The organism is Phyllobacterium lublinensis (genome assembly GCF_020164435.1).
GTDB lineage: Bacteria > Pseudomonadota > Alphaproteobacteria > Rhizobiales > Rhizobiaceae > Phyllobacterium > Phyllobacterium lublinensis.
Genome location: NZ_JAIUDQ010000015.1, coordinates 42,125 through 63,758, shown reverse-complemented (window position 1 = coordinate 63,758; position 21,634 = coordinate 42,125). Strand labels below are relative to the sequence as shown.

The following is a 21,634-nucleotide window of genomic DNA, read 5'->3' as shown; positions in this document are numbered from 1 at the left end:
GCCACTATTCAGCTTACTGGCCAAGCTTGTAGTCAAGGAACCATTTCTTGTTGAGCGCGTCGAATGTGCCATCGGCCTTCAGAGCGGCAATGGCCGCATTGACCGGCGCAACAAGATCCGAACCCTTGGGAAAAATGAAGCCGAAATCCTCGGCCCCAAGCGGTCCTCCAACAAGCTTCAAGGCGCCGCCCGACGCGTCGACATAGCCCTTGCCGGCGGTACTGTCGGTCAGAACAAGGTCGACATCCCCGGTCTTGAGAGCCTGGATGGTCGCGCCGAATGTTTCGAACAGCTTGATACGCGGATTTTGCTCGTTGCCATCCAGGACGTTGTAGACGGCTACGTAGAAATTGGTCGTGCCTGGCTGCGCTCCAACGAGCGTATCCTTGGTTTCGGCAAAGCTTTTGGCGTCAGAGAAGCGATTGTCATCGCTGCGCACCAGCATGAACTGCTCAGAGCGCATGTAGGGGTCCGAGAAGTCGACCTTCTGCTTGCGTTCGTCATTGATGGTAATGCCGGTCATGCCAATTTGATACTGGTTGTCCGAAACAGCCTGGATCATCGCGTCCCAGCTCGTGTTCAGATATTCGATCTTGAGATTGAGCCGCTTGGCGATCTCGTTCATCGCATCATACTCCCATCCGACCGGCTTGCTGGTCTTCGGGTCGACGAATTGCAGAGGTGGGTAGGCGTTCTCCGTTACAACGGTAACCTGTTTGCCACCAAGATCGGGCAGATCGGCAGCTACGGCGGAGAATGGCGTTACGGCGAGCATCAGCCCTGCCAAAAGAACGGATCGCAAGTTCATCTCAAACCCCTGTCACGTGTTCGCGTGCGCAACAGATTTCACCTTGTCACCGGCGCGTCAATCCCTTGGCTTGCCGTCGGTCTTGCGGGAAGGGTGAGTGAGCCGAGCGCGAAATAAAAAAGGCGGCCCGAAGACCGCCTTTTTCGAATTCCATGCAGGCCGCACTTATTCGGCAGCAGGTGCCTTGGCAACCGTGGCTTCGGTAACCGTCTCGGCAGTGCCGGTGGCCGGAACGACCGTCTTACCCTTGCGGTTGTCCTTCTTCTCGGCAATACGGGCAGCCTTACCCGTCAGGCCGCGCAGGTAGTACAGCTTGGCGCGGCGAACCTTGCCGCGGCGAACAACTTCAACGCCTTCGACGAGCGGCGAAATGACCGGGAACACGCGCTCAACGCCTTCGCCATAGGAAATCTTGCGAACAGTGAAGTTCTCGTTGATGCCGGCACCGTTGCGGGCAATGCAAACGCCTTCATAGGCCTGAACGCGGGTACGGGTACCTTCCGTCACGCGGACATTGACACGAACCGTGTCGCCTGGGCGGAAATCCGGAAGCGTGCGCTTTGCTTCGATCTTTGCTCTCTGCTCCAGATCGAGCTGACGAATAATTTCGACGGTCATCGTCTTCATCCTTTTCTTGTCTTCTCGAACAGTCAGAGCGCTCAACACTTGGCACGCAGCAATTACAGCCGCATATCTATGCCTCCGGAGGAAGCAGGAGCGAATTCACCATTCATTGATTAATGGACCGGGTTTTCCCGAGTTGGCGGGCTGATACACCATAAAAGCCGGTTTGTCACCTCTGGCGGCGATTCTTTTTGGCCGGCTATTTTTTTGAGGGCGCGTTCTGGGCCGCCCAAAGGTCCGGACGCCTCTCCCGCGTCAGGCGCTCCGCTTCCGCTCGCCGCCATTTTTCGATGGCGCCGTGATTGCCTGACAGAAGCACATCGGGGATGCGCCTGCCCTCCCATTCCTGGGGTCTGGTGTAGTGCGGATGTTCGAGCAAACCCGTCTCGAAACTCTCGGTCTCTCCGGAAAGGGCATTGCCCATGACGCCGGGCAACAGCCGGACGATCGCATCGAGGACAACCAGCGCCGCAGTCTCGCCTCCAGAGAGGATATAATCCCCGATGGAGACTTCTTCGAAATCCCGGGCTTCGATCAGCCGTTCGTCGACCCCCTCGAAGCGCCCGCAAAGCACAATAGCGCCCGGACCGGCAGCAAGCTCGCGAACGCGTGCCTGGCTGAGCGGCTTGCCGCGCGGGCTCATAAAAAGCTTCGGCCGACCATCGGCGACATGATCCACGGCTCGCGCCAGCACATCCGGCTTCATCACCATGCCTGCACCGCCGCCAGCCGGCGTATCGTCAACCATGCGATGCCTGTCAAAAGCAAAGTCGCGGATTTGTACGGTCTCCAGCGACCATGCGCCGTCCTGCAGCGCCTTGCCGGCAAGCGAGACACCGAGCGCTCCGGGAAACATTTCCGGATAGAGCGTCAGCACCGTGGCGCGAAAGCCGCCTGTCATGGCTTCTCGTTCCCGCTGCCCTCGCCGCCGAGCTGACGCCGGCGTTCCTCGTCCTCATTTTCGTCGGAAACAAGACCGGCTGCGACGGGGTCGATGACGATGTGCCCCGCCTTCACGTCGACATGAGGTACGGCAACCTGCGTGAATGGTATCAGCATGGGCCTCCTGCCTGGCATTGTCAGTTCGATGAGATCACCACCACCAAAGTCGAACATCGCAGATACCTTGCCGTACTGGTTTCCTGCCGCATCGACGGCCTCAAGGCCGATGAGGTCGGAATGGTAATATTCATCCTCGTCCAGATCCTGCGGCAGTTGCGAACGGTCGATGAACAGGGTCGTGCCGTTCAGCGCCTCCGCCATATTGCGATCGTTCACCCCGCGAAATCGCACGACCACAACCGTCTTGGCCGGACGGATATCCAGAACTTCGAAGGGCCTGCCTGTGACATCGTAAAGCATGCCATAGTCGCCGAGTGCCATCGGGTCACCGGTAAAGGTCTTTACCCGCAGTTCTCCTCGTGTTCCATGCGCTGCACCAATTACCGCCAGCTGTACCGGATCATTCAACTTCGCCATGGGCTCTTCCAGTTTCTCGTCTGGCGCCCGGATTAAAACAAACTTGGCGCAAAACCAAGGCTGAAACGTTCTCGTAACGAGTCCTGTGCCAGGGTTGCCGCATATAATCGAGGAATGATGCCATGGGCGTCCAGCCGCAAACCGAGCAATTTCTGGTTTCCGCCAAAGCCGATCTGATCGATGCGCGCCAGGATTGGCTGAAATCGCTGAAGAATACGAGGCGGCTGGCCGCGAAAACCCTCGAAGCCTATGAGCGGGATACGCGCCAGTTCTTCCAGTTTCTGACCGGTCATCTGGGCGAGCCTCCGGCTTTGACCGACGTTGCCACATTGCGCATCGCCGACCTGCGTTCCTTTCTGGCCCGCAGGCGCAATGATGGCGCCGGTGCTCGCACACTTGGCCGCGGACTTGCAGGCATCCGTTCATTCCTCCGCCATCTGGAAAAGCAGGGCATGGCGAATGCTGCGGCATCAATTGCCATGCGTGCCCCGCGTCAGCCAAAGTCATTGCCCAAGCCACTGACGCTGGTAGATGCCAGACGCGTAGTTGAAACCGGCGAACAATTGAATGAGGAGCCGTGGATTGCCGCGCGCAATGCGGCCGTTCTCACCTTGCTCTATGGTTGCGGACTGCGCATCTCCGAAGCGCTCGACCTCGACGGCAGCGCATTGACCGATCCCGGAGCACGCTCGATCGCCATCACCGGCAAGGGTGGCAAAACCCGCATGGTGCCGCTGCTGCCCGTGGTGCACAGGGCGATAACCGAATATCGCAGGCTCTGCCCATACGCGCTTGAGGAGGGCAAGCCACTGTTCCGCGGCGCGCGTGGCGGCGGGCTGCATTCGGCCATTATCCAGCGCGACATGCAACGGATGCGCGGGGCACTTGGCCTTCCGGAAACGGCAACCCCCCATGCGTTGCGGCATTCCTTTGCAACACATCTGCTTGGCCGCGGCGGCGACCTGCGCACGATCCAGGAACTTCTGGGCCACGCAAGTCTCTCCACAACCCAGGTATATACTGGCGTCGACACCGAACGGTTGATGGAAATTTACGACAAGGCGCATCCCCGCGCCTGAACCCGCATGAAATTCATACTGCAGACAATTTGCGGGTAGAGATTAACCCTTTCTCCGCAGCCGCACGGATAGAAGCTCACCATGAACGACAACGACATGCTTCCTTCGCTCGATCGTCTCGCCGACAATATCCTGCGGCTTTGCCTGCTTGCCAGCTGGCTGTTGCTTGCTTCTTTTGTCGCGGTCACATTCAGCGCCACACGCGCACACGCGGAATTCGGCTGCGGCGGTCACGACCTGATCGCCGACATGGCCAAGACCGATCCGGCCAAGCTCGATGCACTGCGAAAGGAGGCGGCGGGGACCAGCAACGGCAAGGGCCTGCTCTGGAAGGTTGAAAAGCCGGGCGTAAGTCCGTCATTCCTGTTTGGAACGATGCATTTGACCGATCCGCGAGTGCTCAAACTCTCTGATGCAGCCGAGCAGGCCTATGACGGCGCCGGTACGATCGTCATCGAGACTGACGAGGTGCTGGACCCCAAGGCGCCGATGAAGGTGATGGCGGAGACGCCCGATCTCATGATGTTCACGGATGGCACGACGCTGGACAAGCTCATCCCAAGGGACAAGCTCGATACCGTCAAGGCCGCACTCTCCGAGCGCGGTATCTCCCTTGCGGCGGTCAACCGCATGCAACCCTGGATGTTGACCAGCATGCTTGCTATGCCGGCCTGCGAGTTGGCGCGCAAGCAGGAAGGTACCAATTTTCTTGATATCAAGCTGGCCGAGGAGGCAAGAAACCGCGGCAAGCAGATCGCCGGTCTTGAAACCATCAAGGACCAGCTCAGCGCCATGGCATCGCTCCCGACGCAGTTCCATATCGATGGGTTGATCGAAACGCTTGCTTTGGGGCCGAAGCTGCCAGACGTCTTTGAGACCATGACTGTTCTTTATACCCAGGGAGACGTCGGCATGATCTTTCCGCTGATGCGCTCGGTTTCGCCTGAAGGAACCGAAAGCGGCGAAAATTATGCGCAATTCGAGGAGAAGATGATCCTCGCGCGCAACCGAACGATGGCCGAACGCGCCGCTCCGATTATCGATCGGGGCAACGCCTTCGTCGCAGTCGGCGCCTTACATCTTCCCGGAGAGCAAGGTCTCGTTGAGCTGCTGAAAAACAAGGGATATAAAATCACCGCCCAATGAGCGGTCGTGCAAGTATTGACCTGTGAGTTAGCCGTAAAACCGCGTGGCGCCCGCAGACATAGCTATAGCGTTGCTGAATGCTCCGGAACAAAAAGGCGAAACATCCGTTGTTCCTTTATCCTTATGCAAAGGATTGTTACGGAGGACACGAAATGACCTATGATCCAAACTTGCAGCAGCGGCCGATGGAGTCCGATCCGGTAAGTCCAAGAACAACCGTGGTCAAGTCAGGCGGCGGCAGCGGTTTTCTGATCGCTGGCATTCTTATCGCCGCGTTGGTCGTGGGAGGTTACTACTTCCTCAACAGGGGCGGCAGCGAGATGACTGCGCCGACGCCGCCTGCTCCGACGAGTGAGGCACCGGCTCCGGCAACCCCTGAACCGCCTGCAGCAATGTCACCTGCGCCGACGGCTCCGGCTCCAGCCGAACCTGCTCCGGCTCCGTCTACGACACCTGCACCTACAACCCCGGCTCCGGCACAGTAATCAGTAACGCCTGAGCCAAAAAAAGGCCCGGAATACTTCCGGGCCTTTTTCGTGCGCTGCGTGCGGGCAGTTAAAGGTGGATCGGCTTGGCGAAGGTTGCCAGCGCCGCCTCGCGGACCGCCTCCGACATAGTCGGATGAGCATGGGTCGTGCGCGCCAGGTCTTCGGACGATCCGCCGAATTCCATCAATACAGTGGCCTCGTGGATCATTTCACCTGCACCATAACCGAGAATGTGGACGCCAAGCACACGATCGGTCGTTTTATCTGCCAGAATCTTGACGAAACCGTCGGTGTGCAACATCGCTCGCGCCCGGCCGTTCGCGGTGAATGGAAATTTGCCGGCTTTGTATTCGATGCCAGCCGCCTTCAACTCCTCCTCGGTCTTGCCGACCGAGGCCACTTCCGGCTGGGTATAGACGACATTGGGGATGGCGTCGTAATTGACGTGCCCGGCCTGTCCGGCGAGGATTTCGGCAACGGCAATACCCTCATCTTCCGCCTTGTGCGCCAGCATCGGACCGTCGACCACATCGCCGATGGCGTATATTCCCGGGACATTGGTTTGCCAGTGATCATTGATGGCAACGCGCCCGCGATCATCCATGGAAACACCGGCTTCCGTGAGGCCAAGCGCATCCGTATAGGGTTTGCGCCCCGTGGAGACCAGTACCGCATCAGCCTCGATCGTCTGGGCCTCGCCGCCCTTCACCGGTTCGAAGGTGACTTTGGCACCCTTGCCGGCTTTTTCGACCCCGGTGACCTTCGCGCCGGTCTTGACCTCAATTCCCTGCTTTTCCAGCATGCGCTGGAACTGCCGCGACACTTCACCGTCCATCGTTCCAAGGATCTTGTCCAGATATTCGACCACAGTCACTTTGGAACCAAGGCGGCTCCAGACAGAGCCGAGCTCAAGCCCGATGACACCGCCGCCCACGACGACGAGGCGTTCCGGCACCTTCTGGAATTCGAGCGCGCCGGTCGAGGAAACAATGACCTTTTCATCGAAGTCAACCTTGACGCCCGGGATACCTGCGACGTCAGAACCCGTCGCGATGACAATGTTCTTCGCCTCGATCTCTTGCACGGACCCGTCATCGGCGGTCACGGAGACCTTGCCGGCACTCAGCACCTTGCCGGTACCGATAAACGCGTCAATCTTGTTCTTCTTGAACAGGAATGCGACGCCATTGACGTTGGCCTCCACCGTCGCATCCTTGTGCGCCAGCATCGCTTTAAGGTTGAGCTTGGGCGTGCCGACGTCGACGCCGAGCGTGGCGTGGGAGTGGCCCGCCTCATGAAACACCTCCGAGGCATGCAGCAAAGCCTTTGAGGGAATGCAGCCGATGTTCAGGCATGTCCCGCCGAATGTTGCGCGCTTCTCGACGACCGCAGTCTTCAACCCAAGTTGCGCCGCCTTGATCGCACACACATAGCCACCCGGACCTGTTCCGATGACGACGACATCATAAGCCATGATTCAATCCTTCTTTTGGGAGCTCACGCGAATTGAGGGTAGGAACTTGCATCCTACTGTTCGGGAACACATTCTTTGAAACGGAAGACTTCCCAGGGGAAAGTCTCGATGGGTTTTTCAAATTTGAAATTGAACTCGCCCATGGCGCTCGCAAAGCCCGGCAAGAGCAGAGCTTGCGCAGCGGGCTCCTTGGCCTTGGGCAAGAGATCAGCGTCGGCGCCTTCCGTCAGGGCATAAATGACGCCGCGCCAGACAGTGCATTGGTCCAGTTCGTCTCCGGTGACATCACCGGTCGGGCACCGGAACATGACGATGCCATTCGGCCGGGGTACACCCTCGCTCCACATTACCACGCCGTCCATTTTCAGATCGCTGTCATTCATCTGGAGCGCGAATTCATTGGATGTCATGACCGGGAGATTTTCGGGGACAGTGTGGAAGGTAAGGGTATAGGCGTCATCCCGATCCGTATAGATGGCCCGGTCCTGGGTGCAGGCAGCGGATGCCGGCGCCGTCGCCAATGAAACCGAGGCCAGCAGGGCGGCGGCGGCAGTGGCGAATTGGAAGCGATCAGTTAAATGAGCCATCCGGTTCCTAGCCCGCCTGTTGGGTGGCAAGTTTGACACCAAGGCCGATGAACACGATACCCGTAACGCGATTGAACCAGCGCCCCCAGGCCACAAAGCGGTCGCGTACGGATTGCATCGTGAAGAAGATGGAAACGGCGATGAACCAGGATATGAGAGCCGTCGACATGACCGCGCCATAGCCGGCCTGTACCAGGATCGGCGTCTCGTGACTGACCAGTGCCGAAAACAATGACAGGAAGAACAGCACGGCTTTTGGGTTCAGCGCATTTGTTACGAATCCCATCAGGAAGCAGCGCAACGCAGAGAGTTCCTGTGTTGGCAGCGGTTCAGCCACTGCGCCGGAAGATACCGGCGCCGGCGCCCTCAGAGCCTTGACGCCGAGATAGAACAGGTACGCTGCACCGGCCCATTTGAGCATGCCGAATAGGTAGAGGGATTTCGAAACGATGAGGCCGAGCCCGAGCACCGTATAGCTGATATGGAACAGCAACGATGCTCCGATACCGAAGCTGGTGATGATGGCGCTTCGCCGGCCGTGCACAATGCTTTGCCGCACGACAAGCGCGAAATCCGCACCCGGTGAGACGATCATGATCGAAAATACCGCCATGAGGCCGAGCAGTTCGTAGAAGTATTGCGCCATGCTTATGCTCCAGCCGCCGATTCACCGATGGGTGCATTGATGGGAGACGTCACAACCGACCAAACAAATCCCGAGATTATGCAATTTCAGTTCGATGCACCACGGGGCCGCATCTGCTGCGGCCCGCCTGTTGACGCGTAAATCAGAGATCGAGAACGAGGCGTTCCGGATCTTCCAGACTTTCCTTGACGCGAACGAGGAAGGTCACGGCTTCCTTGCCGTCCACGATGCGGTGGTCGTAGGAGAGCGCGAGATACATCATCGGCCGAATGACGATCTGCCCGCCTACGACGACCGGACGCTCCTGGATCTTGTGCATGCCGAGAATGCCGGATTGCGGTGCATTCAGGATCGGCGATGACATCAGAGAGCCATAGACACCACCATTGGAGATGGTGAAGGTGCCACCCTGCATGTCGGCCATGGAAAGCGCGCCATCGCGTGCAGCCCGGCCAAGCCGCCCGATTTCCTTTTCGATCTCGGCGATCGACATCTGGTCCGCATTGCGGACGACCGGGACGACCAGTCCCTTGTCGGTGCCGACGGCAACGCCGACATGGGCGAAGTTCTTGTAGATGATGTCAGTGCCGTCGATTTCCGCGTTGACCGCGGGAACTTCCTTCAATGCGTGGGTCACCGCCTTGGTGAAGAAGCCCATGAAACCAAGCTTCACGCCATGCTTCTTCTCGAAGATGTCCTTGTAGCGGTTGCGCAGATCCATTACCGCCGACATGTCCACCTCATTATATGTGGTGAGCATGGCCGCTGTGTTCTGAGCATCCTTGAGGCGCTTTGCAATCGTCTGGCGCAAGCGGGTCATCTTCACCCGCTCTTCGCGCGATGCATCGTCGGCTGGCGATGCGGGGCGTGCAACTGCCTTGGGCGCTTCGGCGGGAGCAGGGATACCCTTGGCAACAGCATCGAGAACATCGCCCTTGAGGACCTGGCCGCGCTTGCCGGAGCCTTCGACCTGCGACGGGGAAACACCCTTTTCCGCCAGAAGCTTTGAGGCGGCTGGCGAAGCCGGCATTTCGCTGGCTTTGCGCTCGGCGATCGCCGGCTCACCGGCAACTTCGGCCGTCTTCGTCGCGGCTTCCGCCGTCGACGTAGCGGCGGCCGCGCCCGATGCCTGAGCGACAGCTTCCGGCTTGGCTTCCTGCTTGGCCGGAGCGGCGGCCGCGCCATCCGCAGATCCGATCATGCCTAGCAAGGCACCGACCTCGACCGTATCACCCTCCTTGGCGGTGATTTCAGCGAGCGAGCCGGCAGAGGCTGCGGGAACCTCAATCGTAACCTTGTCGGTCTCTAGCTCCACCAGGGGTTCGTCAATGGCAATGGCTTCGCCCACCTTCTTGAACCATTTGCCAATCGTCGCTTCGGAAACGGATTCGCCCAGCGTTGGGACGCGGATTTCGGTTGCCATGTTCTTAGCTCTCGTTGATCTTGATCTGTCTAATTATGAACCCAGAGCATCTTCAAGGAATGCTTCGAGCTGTGCAAGGTGTTTGGACATCAGCCCGGTGGCAGTCGACGCTGCTGCAGGACGTCCGGTGTAACGAACGCGCTGATGCTTGGCATCAATATGCGCCAGGACCCATTCCAGATAGGGATCGATAAAGGCCCAAGCGCCCATGTTCTTGGGTTCTTCCTGGCACCAGACCATTTCCGCATTGCGGAAGCGGGACAGTTCGGTGATCAGGGCCTTTGCCGGGAAAGGATAGAGCTGTTCGACGCGCAGCAGGTAGACGTCGTCGATACCGCGCTTCTCCCGCTCTTCGTAGAGGTCGTAATAGACCTTGCCCGAGCACAGGACCACGCGGCGAATCTTCGAATCCTTCTGCAGCTTGATCGGCTGATCCTTCAGCAGCTGCGCATCATCCCACAGCAGGCGGTGGAATGAAGAATCCCCCGTAAAATCACCGATCGAAGACACCGCACGCTTGTGGCGCAGCAACGACTTCGGCGTCATCAGGATCAGCGGCTTGCGGAAGTCTCGCTTCATCTGGCGGCGCAGGATGTGGAAGTAGTTGGCAGGCGTCGTGCAGTTGGCAACCTGCATGTTGTCTTCGGCACAAAGTTGCAGATAGCGCTCGAGACGGGCGGACGAATGCTCTGGACCCTGGCCCTCATAGCCATGCGGCAGGAGGCAGACTAGGCCTGACATGCGCAACCACTTGCGTTCTCCCGACGAGATGAACTGATCGAAGATGACCTGCGCACCATTGGCGAAATCGCCGAACTGTGCTTCCCACAAAGTCAGCGCGCGCGGGTCGGACAGCGAGTAGCCATATTCGAAGCCGAGCACAGCCTCTTCGGAAAGCATCGAATTGATGACTTCGTAGAGTGCCTGGCCCTTTTGCAGGTTGTTCAGCGGGATATAGCGCTGTTCGGTATCCTGATCGTAGAGCACCGAATGACGCTGGCTGAACGTGCCGCGTTCGACATCCTGGCCGGAGAGGCGGACCGGATGGCCCTCGGTAACCAGCGAACCGAAAGCCAGGGCTTCCGCCGTTGCCCAATCGAAACCTTCGCCGGTCTCGATCATCTTGGCGCGGTTGTCCTGGAAACGCTGGATGGTCCGATGAACATTGAGGCCGGCTGGAACTTCGGCAAGTTTCTTGCCGATTTCCTTGAGCGTCTTGACCGGCAGTCCGGTCTTGCCTCGGCGCTGTTCGTCGGCATTATCCGCTGTCCGCAAGCCACTCCATGCGCCATCCAGCCAATCGGCCTTGTTGGGCTTGTAGGCCTGGCCAGCCTCGAACTCCTGTTCAAGATTTTCACGCCACGCGGAGCGCATCTTTTCGAGTTCGGCCTCGGTAATCAGGCCCTCCTCGATCAGCTTGGACGAATAAAGCTGGACCGTGGTCTTCTGGCCGCGGATCGTCTTGTACATGATCGGCTGGGTAAATGCCGGCTCATCGCCTTCATTGTGCCCGAACCGGCGATAGCAGAACATGTCGATGACGACCGGCTTGTGGAACGTCATGCGATACTCTGTGGCGATCTTTGCCACATAAACCACGGCCTCCGGGTCATCGCCATTGACGTGGAAGATCGGCGCTTCAATCATCTTCGCCACGTCGGAAGGATAGGGCGAAGAGCGCGAGAAACGCGGATTGGTGGTAAAGCCAATCTGGTTGTTGATGATGAAGTGCACGGTGCCGGCAACGCGGTGGCCGCGCAGACCGGAAAGGCCGAGGCATTCCGCCACCACGCCCTGGCCGGCAAAGGCGGCATCGCCATGCAGCAGCAGAGGCATGACCTTGGAACGCTCCGACAAGGGCACGATCTCGTCGCGTTCGCGGCCAGCAAGCAAATCCTGCTTCGCCCGCGCCTTGCCCATGACGACCGGATTGACGATCTCAAGGTGCGACGGGTTGGCTGTCAGCGAAAGGTGAACCTTGTTGCCATCGAATTCGCGATCCGATGAAGCACCGAGATGGTACTTTACGTCGCCTGAACCTTCGACGTCGTCCGGCGCGTAGGAGCCACCCTTGAATTCGTGGAAGATGGCGCGATGCGGCTTGCGCATGAACTGGCTGAGCACGTTGAGCCGGCCGCGATGCGCCATGCCGAGAACGATTTCCTTGAGGCCCATCGAACCGCCGCGCTTGACGATCTGCTCCAGCGCCGGAATCAGAGACTCGCCCCCGTCCAGACCAAAGCGCTTGGTGCCCTTGTACTTGACGTCGATGAACTGCTCGAAACCCTCGGCCTCGATCAGCTTCGACAGGATGGCCTTCTTGCCTTCCGTGGTAAAGGCAACGCCCTTGTCCGGCCCCTCGATGCGCTCCTGGATCCAGGATTTTTCCACCGGATCGGAAATGTGCATGAACTCGACACCGATGGTCGAGCAATAGGTGCGCTTGAGAATATCGAGCATCTGCGGGATCGTCGCATATTCAAGACCCAGCACATTGTCGATGAAGATCTTGCGGTCGTAATCGGCCGGCGAGAAGCCGTAGCTCTCCGGGGACAGCTCGTTATAATCTTCCTTCACCTCCGCCAGTCCGAGCGGATCGAGCTTGGCGTGCAGATGGCCGCGCATGCGATAGGCACGGATCATCATGATGGCACGGACCGAATCGCGCGCTGCGTGAATGATGTCTGCGTCGGATGCATGCGATACGGGGGCGGCAACGCCGTTCGCCGCAGCAGCGCCATTGGCGCTCTTGGCCTTCAGCTTGTCGGTGATGTGCTTTTCGACTTCGCCCCAATTACCATCAAGTGCGGAGACAAGTTCACCATTGCCCGCGATTGGCCAGTTTGGCTTTTCCCACGACGCGCCCTGGGCGTTCTTGAGAACGTCGTCCTTGGAATCGTTGAGATTGGCGAAGAACTCCTGCCATTCGGGATCGACCGAGGCTGGATCCTTCTCATAGCTCGCCTGCAGTTCCTCGATATAGTGGGCATTGCCACCATAGAGAAAAGAGGTGAGTGCAAAAATGTCGTTGGCCTGTTCTTGACGTGCCATGATTGTGACCGGAGCCCACGCCCCGTCTCCCTTGATGAGAGTTCACCGGTTCAGGAAAACCGGAGACACTCTAGGCTTGAGGCCCGCATGGCCCCGTGGATTGATCGGGGCGGCAACCGTCCCGATCCTTCTTCGATATGCAGATCTCAGCCCTTGAGGACTTCGACCAAAGTCTTGCCAAGCTGCGCCGGCGATGGCGAAACGCGGATGCCCGCGGCTTCCATGGCTGCGATCTTGTCTTCTGCGCCACCCTTGCCGCCGGAAATGACCGCACCGGCATGGCCCATCGTGCGTCCGGGAGGAGCCGTACGTCCGGCGATAAACCCGGCCATCGGCTTCTTGCGGCCGCGCTTTGCCTCATCGGCAAGGAACTGCGCTGCATCTTCTTCGGCCGAGCCCCCGATTTCACCGATCATGATGATCGACTTCGTCGCCTCGTCGGCAAGGAACATTTCCAGGACATCGATGAATTCCGTACCCTTGACAGGGTCGCCGCCGATGCCGACGGCAGTGGTCTGCCCAAGGCCTTCATTGGTGGTCTGGAACACAGCTTCATAGGTAAGCGTTCCTGAGCGCGATACAACACCCACCGAGCCCTTCTTGAAGATGTTGCCGGGCATGATGCCGATCTTGCATTCCTCCGGCGTCAGCACGCCGGGGCAGTTCGGGCCGATGAGGCGCGACGTGGACCGGTCGAGACGGGCCTTGACCTTCACCATATCCATGACCGGGATGCCTTCGGTGATGCAGATAATGAGCGGAATCTCCGCATCGATCGCCTCGATAATGGCTTCGGCTGCGCCTGCAGGCGGGACATAGATGACGGAGGCATTGGCGCCCGTGCGATCCTTGCCTTCGGCGACCGAGGCGAAAATCGGCAGTTGCGCGCTCGCGCCAGTAGGCAACTTGCCTTCCCAGTTCTCGCCGCCCTTCTTGGGATGAACGCCTCCGACCATCTGCGTGCCATAATAGGCAAGGGCCTGCTCGGTGTGGAATGTACCGGTCTTGCCGGTCAGGCCCTGAACGAGAACCTTGGTGTCCCTGTTAACTAGAATAGACATGCCTTAGTTTCCCTTCACAGCCTTGACGATCTTCTGCGCGGCATCATCGAGATCATCCGCGGAGACGACATTCAGGCCGCTCTCATTGATGATCTTCTTGCCAAGCTCGGCATTGGTGCCTTCGAGGCGAACGACCAGCGGAACCTTGAGACCGACTTCCTTGACGGCGGCGATGACGCCTTCGGCAATAACGTCACACTTCATGATGCCGCCGAAAATATTGATCAGGATGCCTTCAACGGCGGGATCGGCAGTGATGATCTTGAACGCGGCCGTCACCTTCTCCTTGCTGGCGCCGCCGCCAACGTCGAGGAAGTTAGCCGGCTCAGCACCATATAGCTTGATGATATCCATCGTCGCCATGGCAAGGCCTGCACCATTGACCATGCAGCCGATATTGCCATCGAGGGCGACATAGGCGAGGTCATACTTCGATGCTTCGATTTCCTTGTCGTCTTCCTCCGTCACATCACGCAGTTCGACCACATCCGGATGCCGGAACAGGGCGTTGCCATCGAACGATACCTTGGCGTCGAGTACACGCAGACGGCCGTCCTTCATCACGATGAGAGGGTTTACCTCAAGCAGGCTCATGTCCTTCTCGGTGAATGCCTTGTAGAGGATCGGGAAAAGCGCTTCGCCGTCCTTGCGGGCATCGCCGGTTAGGCCGTAGGCGTCATTGATCCTGGCGGTATCTTCGGACGTTACCCCTTTTTCCGGATCAATCGCCACGGTGATGATCTTTTCAGGCGTATCATGGGCAACCGCCTCGATGTCCATGCCGCCTTCCGTGGAAACGACGAAGGCCGGACGGCCAACCGAACGATCCACAAGGATCGAGAGATAAAGCTCGCGCTCGATATCGGCGCCGTCTTCTATATAAAGACGATTGACCTGCTTGCCCCCCGGGCCGGTCTGCTTGGTAACGAGCGTGTTGCCCAGCATTTCCCTGGCATTGGCAACGACCTCTTCGACCGACCGCGAAAGACGAACGCCGCCCTTTGCATCGGAACCGAGTTCCTTGAACTTGCCCTTGCCGCGACCGCCAGCATGAATCTGGCTCTTGACCACATAGAGTGGTCCGGGAAGTGTCTTGGCCCATTCTTCCGCCTGCTCGACCGAGTAGACGGCGACGCCATTGGCAATCGGCGCTCCAAAACTGTGCAGCAGACGCTTGGCCTGGTATTCGTGAATATTCATAATCAAATTTCCTTTACGAAGAATCCCGGCCACCACGGCCAGGATCGTTTCAGGATGATTTCAGGCCGGATTACTTGAGGTTCGGCGCGATGGCGATGCATGCTTCGCAAAGACCGGCGACGGAGGCGACGGAGTTTTCGAAGGCTTTTTCTTCGGCTTTATTCAGATCGATTTCGATGATGCGCTCCACGCCGTTCGCGCCAATGACCACCGGCACGCCGACATACATGTCCTTGACGCCATACTGACCCGACAGGTGGGCAGCAACGGGCAGAACGCGCTTCTTGTCTTTCAGGAATGCCTCTGCCATCTGAATGGCCGACGATGCAGGTGCATAATAGGCAGAACCGGTCTTCAGCAGACCGACGATCTCGGCGCCACCGTCACGGGTGCGCTGAACGATCTGGTCGAGTTTTTCCTGGCTGGTCCAGCCCATCTTGACCAGATCCGGCAGAGGAATGCCTGCCACGGTCGAGTAACGGGTAAGCGGCACCATGGAATCCCCGTGCCCACCGAGAACAAAGGCGGTGACGTCTTCCACGGATACCTTGAATTCATCAGCGAGGAAGTAGCGGAAGCGGGCACTGTCAAGCACGCCTGCCATGCCCACAACCATGTTCTTCGGCAGCCCGGAGAACTTCTGCAGCGCCCAGACCATTGCATCAAGCGGGTTGGTGATGCAGATCACAAATGCGCCGGGAGCATACTTCTTGATGCCGGCGCCGACCTGCTCCATGACCTTGAGGTTGATACCGAGGAGATCGTCGCGGCTCATGCCGGGCTTGCGTGGAACGCCTGCCGTGACGATGACAACATCGGCGCCTTCAATGGCTGAATAATCATTGGCGCCAACAAGCTTGGCGTCGAAATCGTCAACTGGCGACGACTGGGCAATGTCCAGTCCCTTGCCCTGCGGTATGCCTTCTGCTATGTCGAAGAGCACGATATCGCCGAGCTCCTTGAGCCCGATCAAATGTGCAAGCGTTCCACCGATCATGCCTGAACCGATGAGGGCGATTTTGTTACGTGCCATGCTGGTTGCTTCCCTGATCTGAAGTCTTGACGGACGCCAAAGAACATATTTCGATAGTCGGACAGCCGGATGGCAACCCCGTACCCCATGCCTTCGCGTTGGGACGTTCGAATATTCCTCTTTGTCGCATAACTCAACCGAAAATTTTCACCTCAATAAATTCAATCGGTTAGAATTGATTGTATTTACGTAAACGTCAATTATTTTCATTATGGTCCAAGCAAAATGCTACTTTTTCTACCATAGACTAGATATCAGAATGATGAAAGTGCGGGGCTCAAGACCACGTCTTCAGAGGCTGCCGATCCGCGTTTCGGCAACGGGTTCCAACCTGCCGGCTGCAGCGAGGTATTCAGCGCTTTGCATTTCGAAAAGCCGGGACGCGGTCCGCTCGAACTCGAAAGCTTCGGTTCCCGATTTGGCCACATAAAGCCTGTCCGCAGACGCAGCGGCGGACATTACCAGATGGACGTTGTTGTCATAGAGAATGTCGATCAGAATGATGAAGCGCTTGGCCTCGTTGCGCCTCGGATAATCCAGGATCGGCACGGCATCGATGAAGATTGTCCGGTAACGCTCGATTATCGCGGTGTAATCCGCAGCGCCGAGCGGTTGGGAGCAAAGTTCGGCAAAGGTGAAGCGAGCGGCCGCGGTATGCGGTGCCGCCTGTGGGATAAGGACGGTCCGTCCTTTTACCTTCACGCTGTCCTGCACCACTGCAGCACCGCCTGTTGCGGCGCACCAGGCCTCGCCCATCAGCCGGACGGTTTCTTCATTCAAAGGCGAAAGAAAGACCGGCAAACGGTTCAGCTTCTCAAGGCGGTAGTCGGTGCGGGCATCGAGATTGACCACGTCCACGTGAGTCTTGAGGAGATCGACGAACGGTAGGAACAGCTTGCGGTTGAGTCCGTCACGATAAAGGTCATCTGGCTGAACATTTGACGTGGCGACGAGGATGACGCCACGCTCGAAAAGCGCTTTGAACAGCCGCGAAAGGATCATCGCATCCGCGATATCCGTGACTGTAAACTCATCGAAACACAGAACCCAAGCCTGCTCCGCCAGCGCATCGGCAACCGGTGGTATCGGATCGTCCTGCTTGGTGTCGCCGTTTTTCAGTGCCTGGCGATGCGCGTTGATGCGCTCGTGGACATCGGCCATGAAATCGAGAAAATGGGCCCGGCGCTTGCGCTTGGCGGGGACGAGCTGATGAAACATGTCCATCAGCATGGTCTTGCCACGCCCCACCTCACCGTGGACATAGAGTCCCTTGATGATCTCCCGCCGCGGCGCGCGGCGACTGAACAGCCATCCCAGCGCGCTTGACTTTGTGGCCAGGCGTGACGTTGCAAGGTCGCGGATAAGCCGATCGAAGCGATCCGCCAAACTCTGTTGTGCAGGATCGGCATCGATATCCCCTGCCTGCACGAGCGAATCGTAGCGTTCGCGCACGGAGGGGAAGACTTTCAGATTATCGTGCGACAATACCGTCTCCGGGCGCACTCTTCATCAAAGTGCGCTCCTATTCTAGCGTGACAGGCTGAGGTTCTGTCCACCAGATGTCTGGCCCTCGAATTTGGACGGGGCCGACGAGTAGAGGCGCGCGACGGTGCCGCCGGCTGCATCGTAGAGGACAAGCTGCTTGCCGCTGACCGACCACGACGACAGGTTGGCAAGTTCACCCGGGCAACGTAGCGGACCGGCGCGGTAACCCTGGCCGAACTTTGTCTGTGGCGTTGCGATCTTGCAGCTCTGCCCCCCCAATGATGCGTTCCAGACGCCGGCGACACTGCTGGCTGTGAGGTCCGGCGCGTTCTCTGGTGGCAGGGCCGCGACCTGTGTATTGCCCTGTGCACCCGGCGCCGCGGTGCCCGTTGTTGGAGCGGTCGGAAACTGGTTGGCACCGCCGGGAGGCGGCAACTGGCTCTGGCTGACGGCGCCGGATGGCGCGGCCTGAAGTGGCGCGGGCGCGGACGAGACGGGGTCCATTCGTGAACTCTGGCATCCCGCCAGCACCATGCCAACAGCGGCAACGGTCAGCAAATTGACTTTCAAAGTCCCCATAACCTCAGTTCTCCATCTGCGCATCCCTGAAGGGAATGCGATTCCATTTGGCGTTCTTAACCACGATACACAATGGCGATATTGGCGAAATTTCAACCCGCGCATCAGATAATCTGGTCATATTCGGCCGATTCTCGCGCTTGGGCCATCAAAAGATGACAGAAATGACAATATCGCCACACTCCCCAGCGTCTGACTTCGATAACGAGAATCGCCGACATTAACCAATTCAATCATTTCAAAGTGAATAAAGTCTTATTCAAATTTTCGCGCCGTAACGGAAATGTGTGTGGGCCCCGATTGCAAGCTAAGGCCCACCACGATATTTCTTGACAATGACACTCATGAATAAATCCCCCCACAGAATCCGCCACGAGACCCGCCTGCGATTGCTTGAAGTTCAAGCAGTCAAACGGATCACTCCGCTCATGCTACGAGTGACGCTCGCCGGTAACCAACTGCAAGGCTTTACCAGCCCTGGCTATGCAGACCATATCAAGCTGTTCTTCCCCAAGCATGGCGGGGAAGCGGTCCTTCCGATACTTGGACCCGAAGGTCTCGCATTCCCCAACGACAGGCCGCGTCCGGAAATGCGGGATTACACGCCGCGCAATCATGATGCAGCATTGAACACTCTGGACGTCGATTTCGTCCTGCATGGCGACGGCCCCGCTTCCAGCTGGGCGGCGCAAGCGGAAATCGGCCAAAAGATCGTGATTGGCGGCCCGCGCGGCTCCATGATCATTCCGGATTCCTTCGATTGGTATCTACTGGCTGGCGATGAGACCGCACTGCCCGCGATCGGCCGCCGCCTCGAAGAACTACCAGCCACGTCACGTGCAATTGCTGTCATAGAGGTTGCGGGCCGGGAAGAGGAGCAGGCGTTGAGAACCGACGCCAGCGCGGAAATTGTCTGGGTGCATCGCAACGGTGCCGAGCCCGGCAACAACGATCTGTTACTCCAGGCCATAGCGCAGCACAATCTGCCTCAAGGCGACTGCTATGCCTTCGTTGCCGGAGAAAGCGGCATTTCAAAAGCAATCCGCGACCACCTTGTCGAACAACGGGGCTTCAACGGTGAATGGATAAAAGCAGCTGGATACTGGCTGCGCGGAGTGGCCGACGCGCACGAGGCGCATTGATTTGCCAACGGAGCTGCGGCCAAGCGCCACCGGAACGCAGCTTTGACTCTTGCCGGTACTGGCATTTCTTCCCCTTTTCCGCCATATAAGCCCTCTACGACACGGAAGACTTTATCAAGGGCTGACTACGAGCATGGTGGCGCACGCGCAGTTTGCGAAAATGAACGGACTCGGCAACGAAATCATCGTTGCCGATATGCGTGGGCGTGCGGACCGGATCACGCCGCAGGCAGCCATAGCACTTGATCACGATCCGGCGACGAAGTTCGATCAGATCATGGCCATCCACGCGCCGAAAACTGGGGGCACGGAAGCCTATATCGAAATCATCAATTCCGACGGCACGCAGGCTCAGGCCTGCGGCAACGGTATGCGATGCGTGGTACAGGCATTGAGTTCCGAAACCGGCAGGCGCGAGTTCACGTTCGAAACCGTCGCCGGCATCCTGACTGCCCACGAACATGCGGACGGACAGATTTCGGTCGACATGGGCGTCCCACGCTTCGACTGGCAAAGCATTCCGCTGGCGGAACCGTTCCATGACACACGCAATATCGAGTTGCAGATCGGGCCAATCGATGAGCCGGTCCTGCATTCGCCTTCGGTTGTAAGCATGGGCAATCCGCATGCCATCTTCTGGGTCGATCAGGATGTCTGGAACTACGACATGGAGCGCTTTGGACCGCTGCTTGAAAACCATCCGATCTTTCCGGAGCGTGCCAATATCTCTATCGCCCACGTCACCAGTCGCCATGCCATTACGTTGCGGACCTGGGAACGGGGTGCCGGGCTGACAAGAGCCTGTGGTTCAGCCGCCTGCGCCGCTGCCGTTTCGGCCGTACGCACCGGACGCACCGAGCGGACGGTCACCGTTACCGTTCCGGGGGGACCCTTGCTGATCGAATGGCTGGAAAATGACCATGTGATCATGACTGGCCCGGCCGAATGGGAATTTTCGGGATCACTCGACCCGCAAACCGGTGCCTGGAAGCGTGACGAAACGCCATCACAGGGAGTCGCCTGATGGCTGTCGACGTCGTCACCTTTGGTTGCCGCCTGAACACCTACGAGTCCGAGGTGATGAAGCGTGAGGCCGATGCGGCGGGCCTTGGTACGCTGGAAAGTGGTGCCATCATTTTCAATACCTGTGCCGTCACCAGCGAAGCTGTACGCCAGGCGCGGCAGGCCATCCGCAAGGCACGCCGGGACAACCCTGAAGCGCGCATCATCGTCACCGGTTGCGCCGCGCAGACAGGGGCCGATGATTTCGCGGCGATGGATGAAGTCGACCTCGTCCTCGGCAATGAGGAGAAACTGAAATCCAATTCCTATCGCATGCTGCCCGATTTCGGCGTCAACCAGTTCGAAAAAGTGCGCGTCAACGACATCATGGAGGTGCGCGAAACCGCGTCACACATGGTGGACGCCATCGAGGGGCGTGCCCGCGCCTTCGTTCAGGTGCAGAACGGCTGCGATCATCGCTGCACCTTCTGCATCATTCCGTATGGTCGCGGAAACTCCCGCTCGGTTCCGATGGGCGGTGTCGTCGAACAGGTCAAGCGCCTGGTTGGCAATGGCTACAACGAAGTCGTGCTGACGGGTGTGGACATGACCAGTTATGGTCCGGATCTCCCGGGCGATCTTCGCCTTGGCAAACTGGTGAAAACCGTTTTGAGGGAAGTGCCGGATTTGCAGCGCTTGCGTTTGTCTTCGATCGACTCGATCGAAGCGGACGAGGATTTGATGGAGGCACTGGCGACCGAGAACCGGTTGATGCCGCATCTGCACCTTTCGCTGCAATCGGGCGACAACATGATCCTGAAGCGGATGAAACGCCGGCACCTGCGTGAGGACGCAATCGCATTCTGCGAGAATGTCCGTCAACTTCGCCCCGACATCGTATTCGGCGCAGATATCATTGCCGGCTTCCCGACCGAGACAGACGAAATGTTCGAAAATTCGGTCAGGATCGTTGAGGAGTGCAGCCTGACACACCTGCATGTTTTCCCATTCAGTCCGCGTGAGGGAACGCCGGCAGAACGCATGCCGCAGGTCGGCCGCCAGTTAGTAAAGGCGCGGGCGGCCAAGCTCCGGGCTGCGGGCGACGCGGCATACCAACGCCATCTGCAGGGCCTCGTCGGCTCGGTGCAGCAAATCCTGATCGAGCGTGAAGGCATCGGCCGGACAGAGGGTTTCACGCTCGTTGGCGTCGATGCCGGAACGCCGGGCCACATCATCGCGCGCACGATCAACGGACATGACGGCTCCAAGCTTATTGCCTGCGAGAGCGGCAATCAGCGCGCAGCATAACCTTAGCAAGCAAAGCAGC

Annotated in this window: 20 protein-coding genes; 6 read left to right on the top strand and 14 right to left on the bottom strand. The window is 58.5% G+C overall.

All coding sequences use genetic code 11. The features are described 5' to 3' along the window. Nucleotides 1-13 precede the first annotated feature (13 nt). The 4 genes from K9U38_RS17335 to rimM all read right to left on the bottom strand — a co-directional run bounded on the left by K9U38_RS17335 (nt 14) and on the right by rimM (nt 2,911). Nucleotides 14-808: a basic amino acid ABC transporter substrate-binding protein gene (locus tag K9U38_RS17335; protein ID WP_224495606.1), complete on the bottom strand. Its 795-nt coding sequence runs from the start codon at nt 806-808 to the stop codon at nt 14-16. 165 nt (nt 809-973) lie between these two features. After that, the gene (gene rplS / locus K9U38_RS17330; protein WP_224495605.1) at nt 974-1,426 is read right to left on the bottom strand and encodes a 50S ribosomal protein L19; all 453 of its coding nucleotides are present in this window, start codon (nt 1,424-1,426) and stop codon (nt 974-976) included. A gap of 205 nt (nt 1,427-1,631) precedes the next feature. After that, nucleotides 1,632-2,333: a tRNA (guanosine(37)-N1)-methyltransferase TrmD gene (trmD, locus tag K9U38_RS17325; RefSeq protein ID WP_224495604.1), complete on the bottom strand. Its 702-nt coding sequence runs from the start codon at nt 2,331-2,333 to the stop codon at nt 1,632-1,634. Beyond that, complete coding sequence (rimM, locus tag K9U38_RS17320; protein ID WP_224495603.1) at nt 2,330-2,911, bottom strand: ribosome maturation factor RimM; 582 nt, start codon at nt 2,909-2,911, stop codon at nt 2,330-2,332. The genes trmD and rimM overlap by 4 nt, the downstream gene beginning before the upstream one ends. 122 nt (nt 2,912-3,033) lie before the next feature. Here rimM and K9U38_RS17315 point away from each other — a divergent pair, with 122 nt between their 5' ends. The 3 genes from K9U38_RS17315 (at nt 3,034) to K9U38_RS17305 (ending at nt 5,621) form a co-directional block, all read left to right on the top strand. Continuing rightward, nucleotides 3,034-3,990 (top strand): tyrosine recombinase XerC, encoded by a 957-nt coding sequence (locus K9U38_RS17315; RefSeq protein WP_224495602.1) that lies wholly within the window; start codon nt 3,034-3,036, stop codon nt 3,988-3,990. 81 nt (nt 3,991-4,071) lie between these two features. Next, complete coding sequence (locus K9U38_RS17310) at nt 4,072-5,136, top strand: TraB/GumN family protein (protein WP_224495601.1); 1,065 nt, start codon at nt 4,072-4,074, stop codon at nt 5,134-5,136. Between the two features lie 152 nt (nt 5,137-5,288). Further along, the gene (locus tag K9U38_RS17305) at nt 5,289-5,621 is read left to right on the top strand and encodes a hypothetical protein (RefSeq protein ID WP_224495600.1); all 333 of its coding nucleotides are present in this window, start codon (nt 5,289-5,291) and stop codon (nt 5,619-5,621) included. A gap of 70 nt (nt 5,622-5,691) precedes the next feature. Here K9U38_RS17305 and lpdA read toward each other — a convergent pair whose 3' ends face one another. From lpdA to K9U38_RS17255, 10 genes are all read right to left on the bottom strand, one after another. After that, a complete protein-coding gene (lpdA, locus tag K9U38_RS17300) occupies nt 5,692-7,098 on the bottom strand; it encodes a dihydrolipoyl dehydrogenase (RefSeq protein ID WP_224495599.1) in 1,407 nt (468 codons plus the stop codon). A 53-nt stretch (nt 7,099-7,151) separates the two neighbouring features. Continuing rightward, nucleotides 7,152-7,685: a hypothetical protein gene (locus K9U38_RS17295; RefSeq protein ID WP_224495598.1), complete on the bottom strand. Its 534-nt coding sequence runs from the start codon at nt 7,683-7,685 to the stop codon at nt 7,152-7,154. A gap of 7 nt (nt 7,686-7,692) precedes the next feature. Next, nucleotides 7,693-8,331 (bottom strand): LysE family translocator, encoded by a 639-nt coding sequence (locus tag K9U38_RS17290; RefSeq protein WP_224495597.1) that lies wholly within the window; start codon nt 8,329-8,331, stop codon nt 7,693-7,695. A gap of 142 nt (nt 8,332-8,473) precedes the next feature. After that, nucleotides 8,474-9,754, bottom strand: a complete 1,281-nt coding sequence (gene odhB, locus K9U38_RS17285) for a 2-oxoglutarate dehydrogenase complex dihydrolipoyllysine-residue succinyltransferase (protein WP_224495596.1) — start codon at nt 9,752-9,754, stop codon at nt 8,474-8,476. A 33-nt stretch (nt 9,755-9,787) separates the two neighbouring features. Beyond that, complete coding sequence (locus K9U38_RS17280; protein ID WP_224495595.1) at nt 9,788-12,805, bottom strand: 2-oxoglutarate dehydrogenase E1 component; 3,018 nt, start codon at nt 12,803-12,805, stop codon at nt 9,788-9,790. A 146-nt stretch (nt 12,806-12,951) separates the two neighbouring features. Next, nucleotides 12,952-13,866, bottom strand: a complete 915-nt coding sequence (gene sucD, locus K9U38_RS17275; protein ID WP_224495594.1) for a succinate--CoA ligase subunit alpha — start codon at nt 13,864-13,866, stop codon at nt 12,952-12,954. 3 nt (nt 13,867-13,869) lie between these two features. After that, on the bottom strand, nt 13,870-15,066 hold the full coding sequence (gene sucC / locus K9U38_RS17270) for an ADP-forming succinate--CoA ligase subunit beta (RefSeq protein WP_224495593.1): 1,197 nt from the start codon (nt 15,064-15,066) through the stop codon (nt 13,870-13,872). Between the two features lie 70 nt (nt 15,067-15,136). Beyond that, on the bottom strand, nt 15,137-16,099 hold the full coding sequence (mdh, locus tag K9U38_RS17265; protein WP_224495592.1) for a malate dehydrogenase: 963 nt from the start codon (nt 16,097-16,099) through the stop codon (nt 15,137-15,139). A gap of 291 nt (nt 16,100-16,390) precedes the next feature. Next, the gene (gene zapE, locus K9U38_RS17260; protein WP_224495591.1) at nt 16,391-17,584 is read right to left on the bottom strand and encodes a cell division protein ZapE; all 1,194 of its coding nucleotides are present in this window, start codon (nt 17,582-17,584) and stop codon (nt 16,391-16,393) included. A 42-nt stretch (nt 17,585-17,626) separates the two neighbouring features. Next, nucleotides 17,627-18,163, bottom strand: a complete 537-nt coding sequence (locus K9U38_RS17255) for a protease inhibitor Inh/omp19 family protein (RefSeq protein WP_224495590.1) — start codon at nt 18,161-18,163, stop codon at nt 17,627-17,629. A 335-nt stretch (nt 18,164-18,498) separates the two neighbouring features. Between K9U38_RS17255 and K9U38_RS17250 the strand changes: the two genes are divergently transcribed. The 3 genes from K9U38_RS17250 (at nt 18,499) to mtaB (ending at nt 21,615) form a co-directional block, all read left to right on the top strand. Then, nucleotides 18,499-19,305 (top strand): siderophore-interacting protein, encoded by an 807-nt coding sequence (locus tag K9U38_RS17250; RefSeq protein ID WP_224495589.1) that lies wholly within the window; start codon nt 18,499-18,501, stop codon nt 19,303-19,305. Between the two features lie 133 nt (nt 19,306-19,438). Then, entirely contained in the window at nt 19,439-20,329 is an 891-nt protein-coding gene (gene dapF / locus K9U38_RS17245) for a diaminopimelate epimerase (RefSeq protein ID WP_224495588.1), read from the top strand. Then, nucleotides 20,329-21,615: a tRNA (N(6)-L-threonylcarbamoyladenosine(37)-C(2))-methylthiotransferase MtaB gene (mtaB, locus tag K9U38_RS17240; protein ID WP_224495587.1), complete on the top strand. Its 1,287-nt coding sequence runs from the start codon at nt 20,329-20,331 to the stop codon at nt 21,613-21,615. The genes dapF and mtaB overlap by 1 nt, the downstream gene beginning before the upstream one ends. Nucleotides 21,616-21,634: the final 19 nt, after the last annotated feature.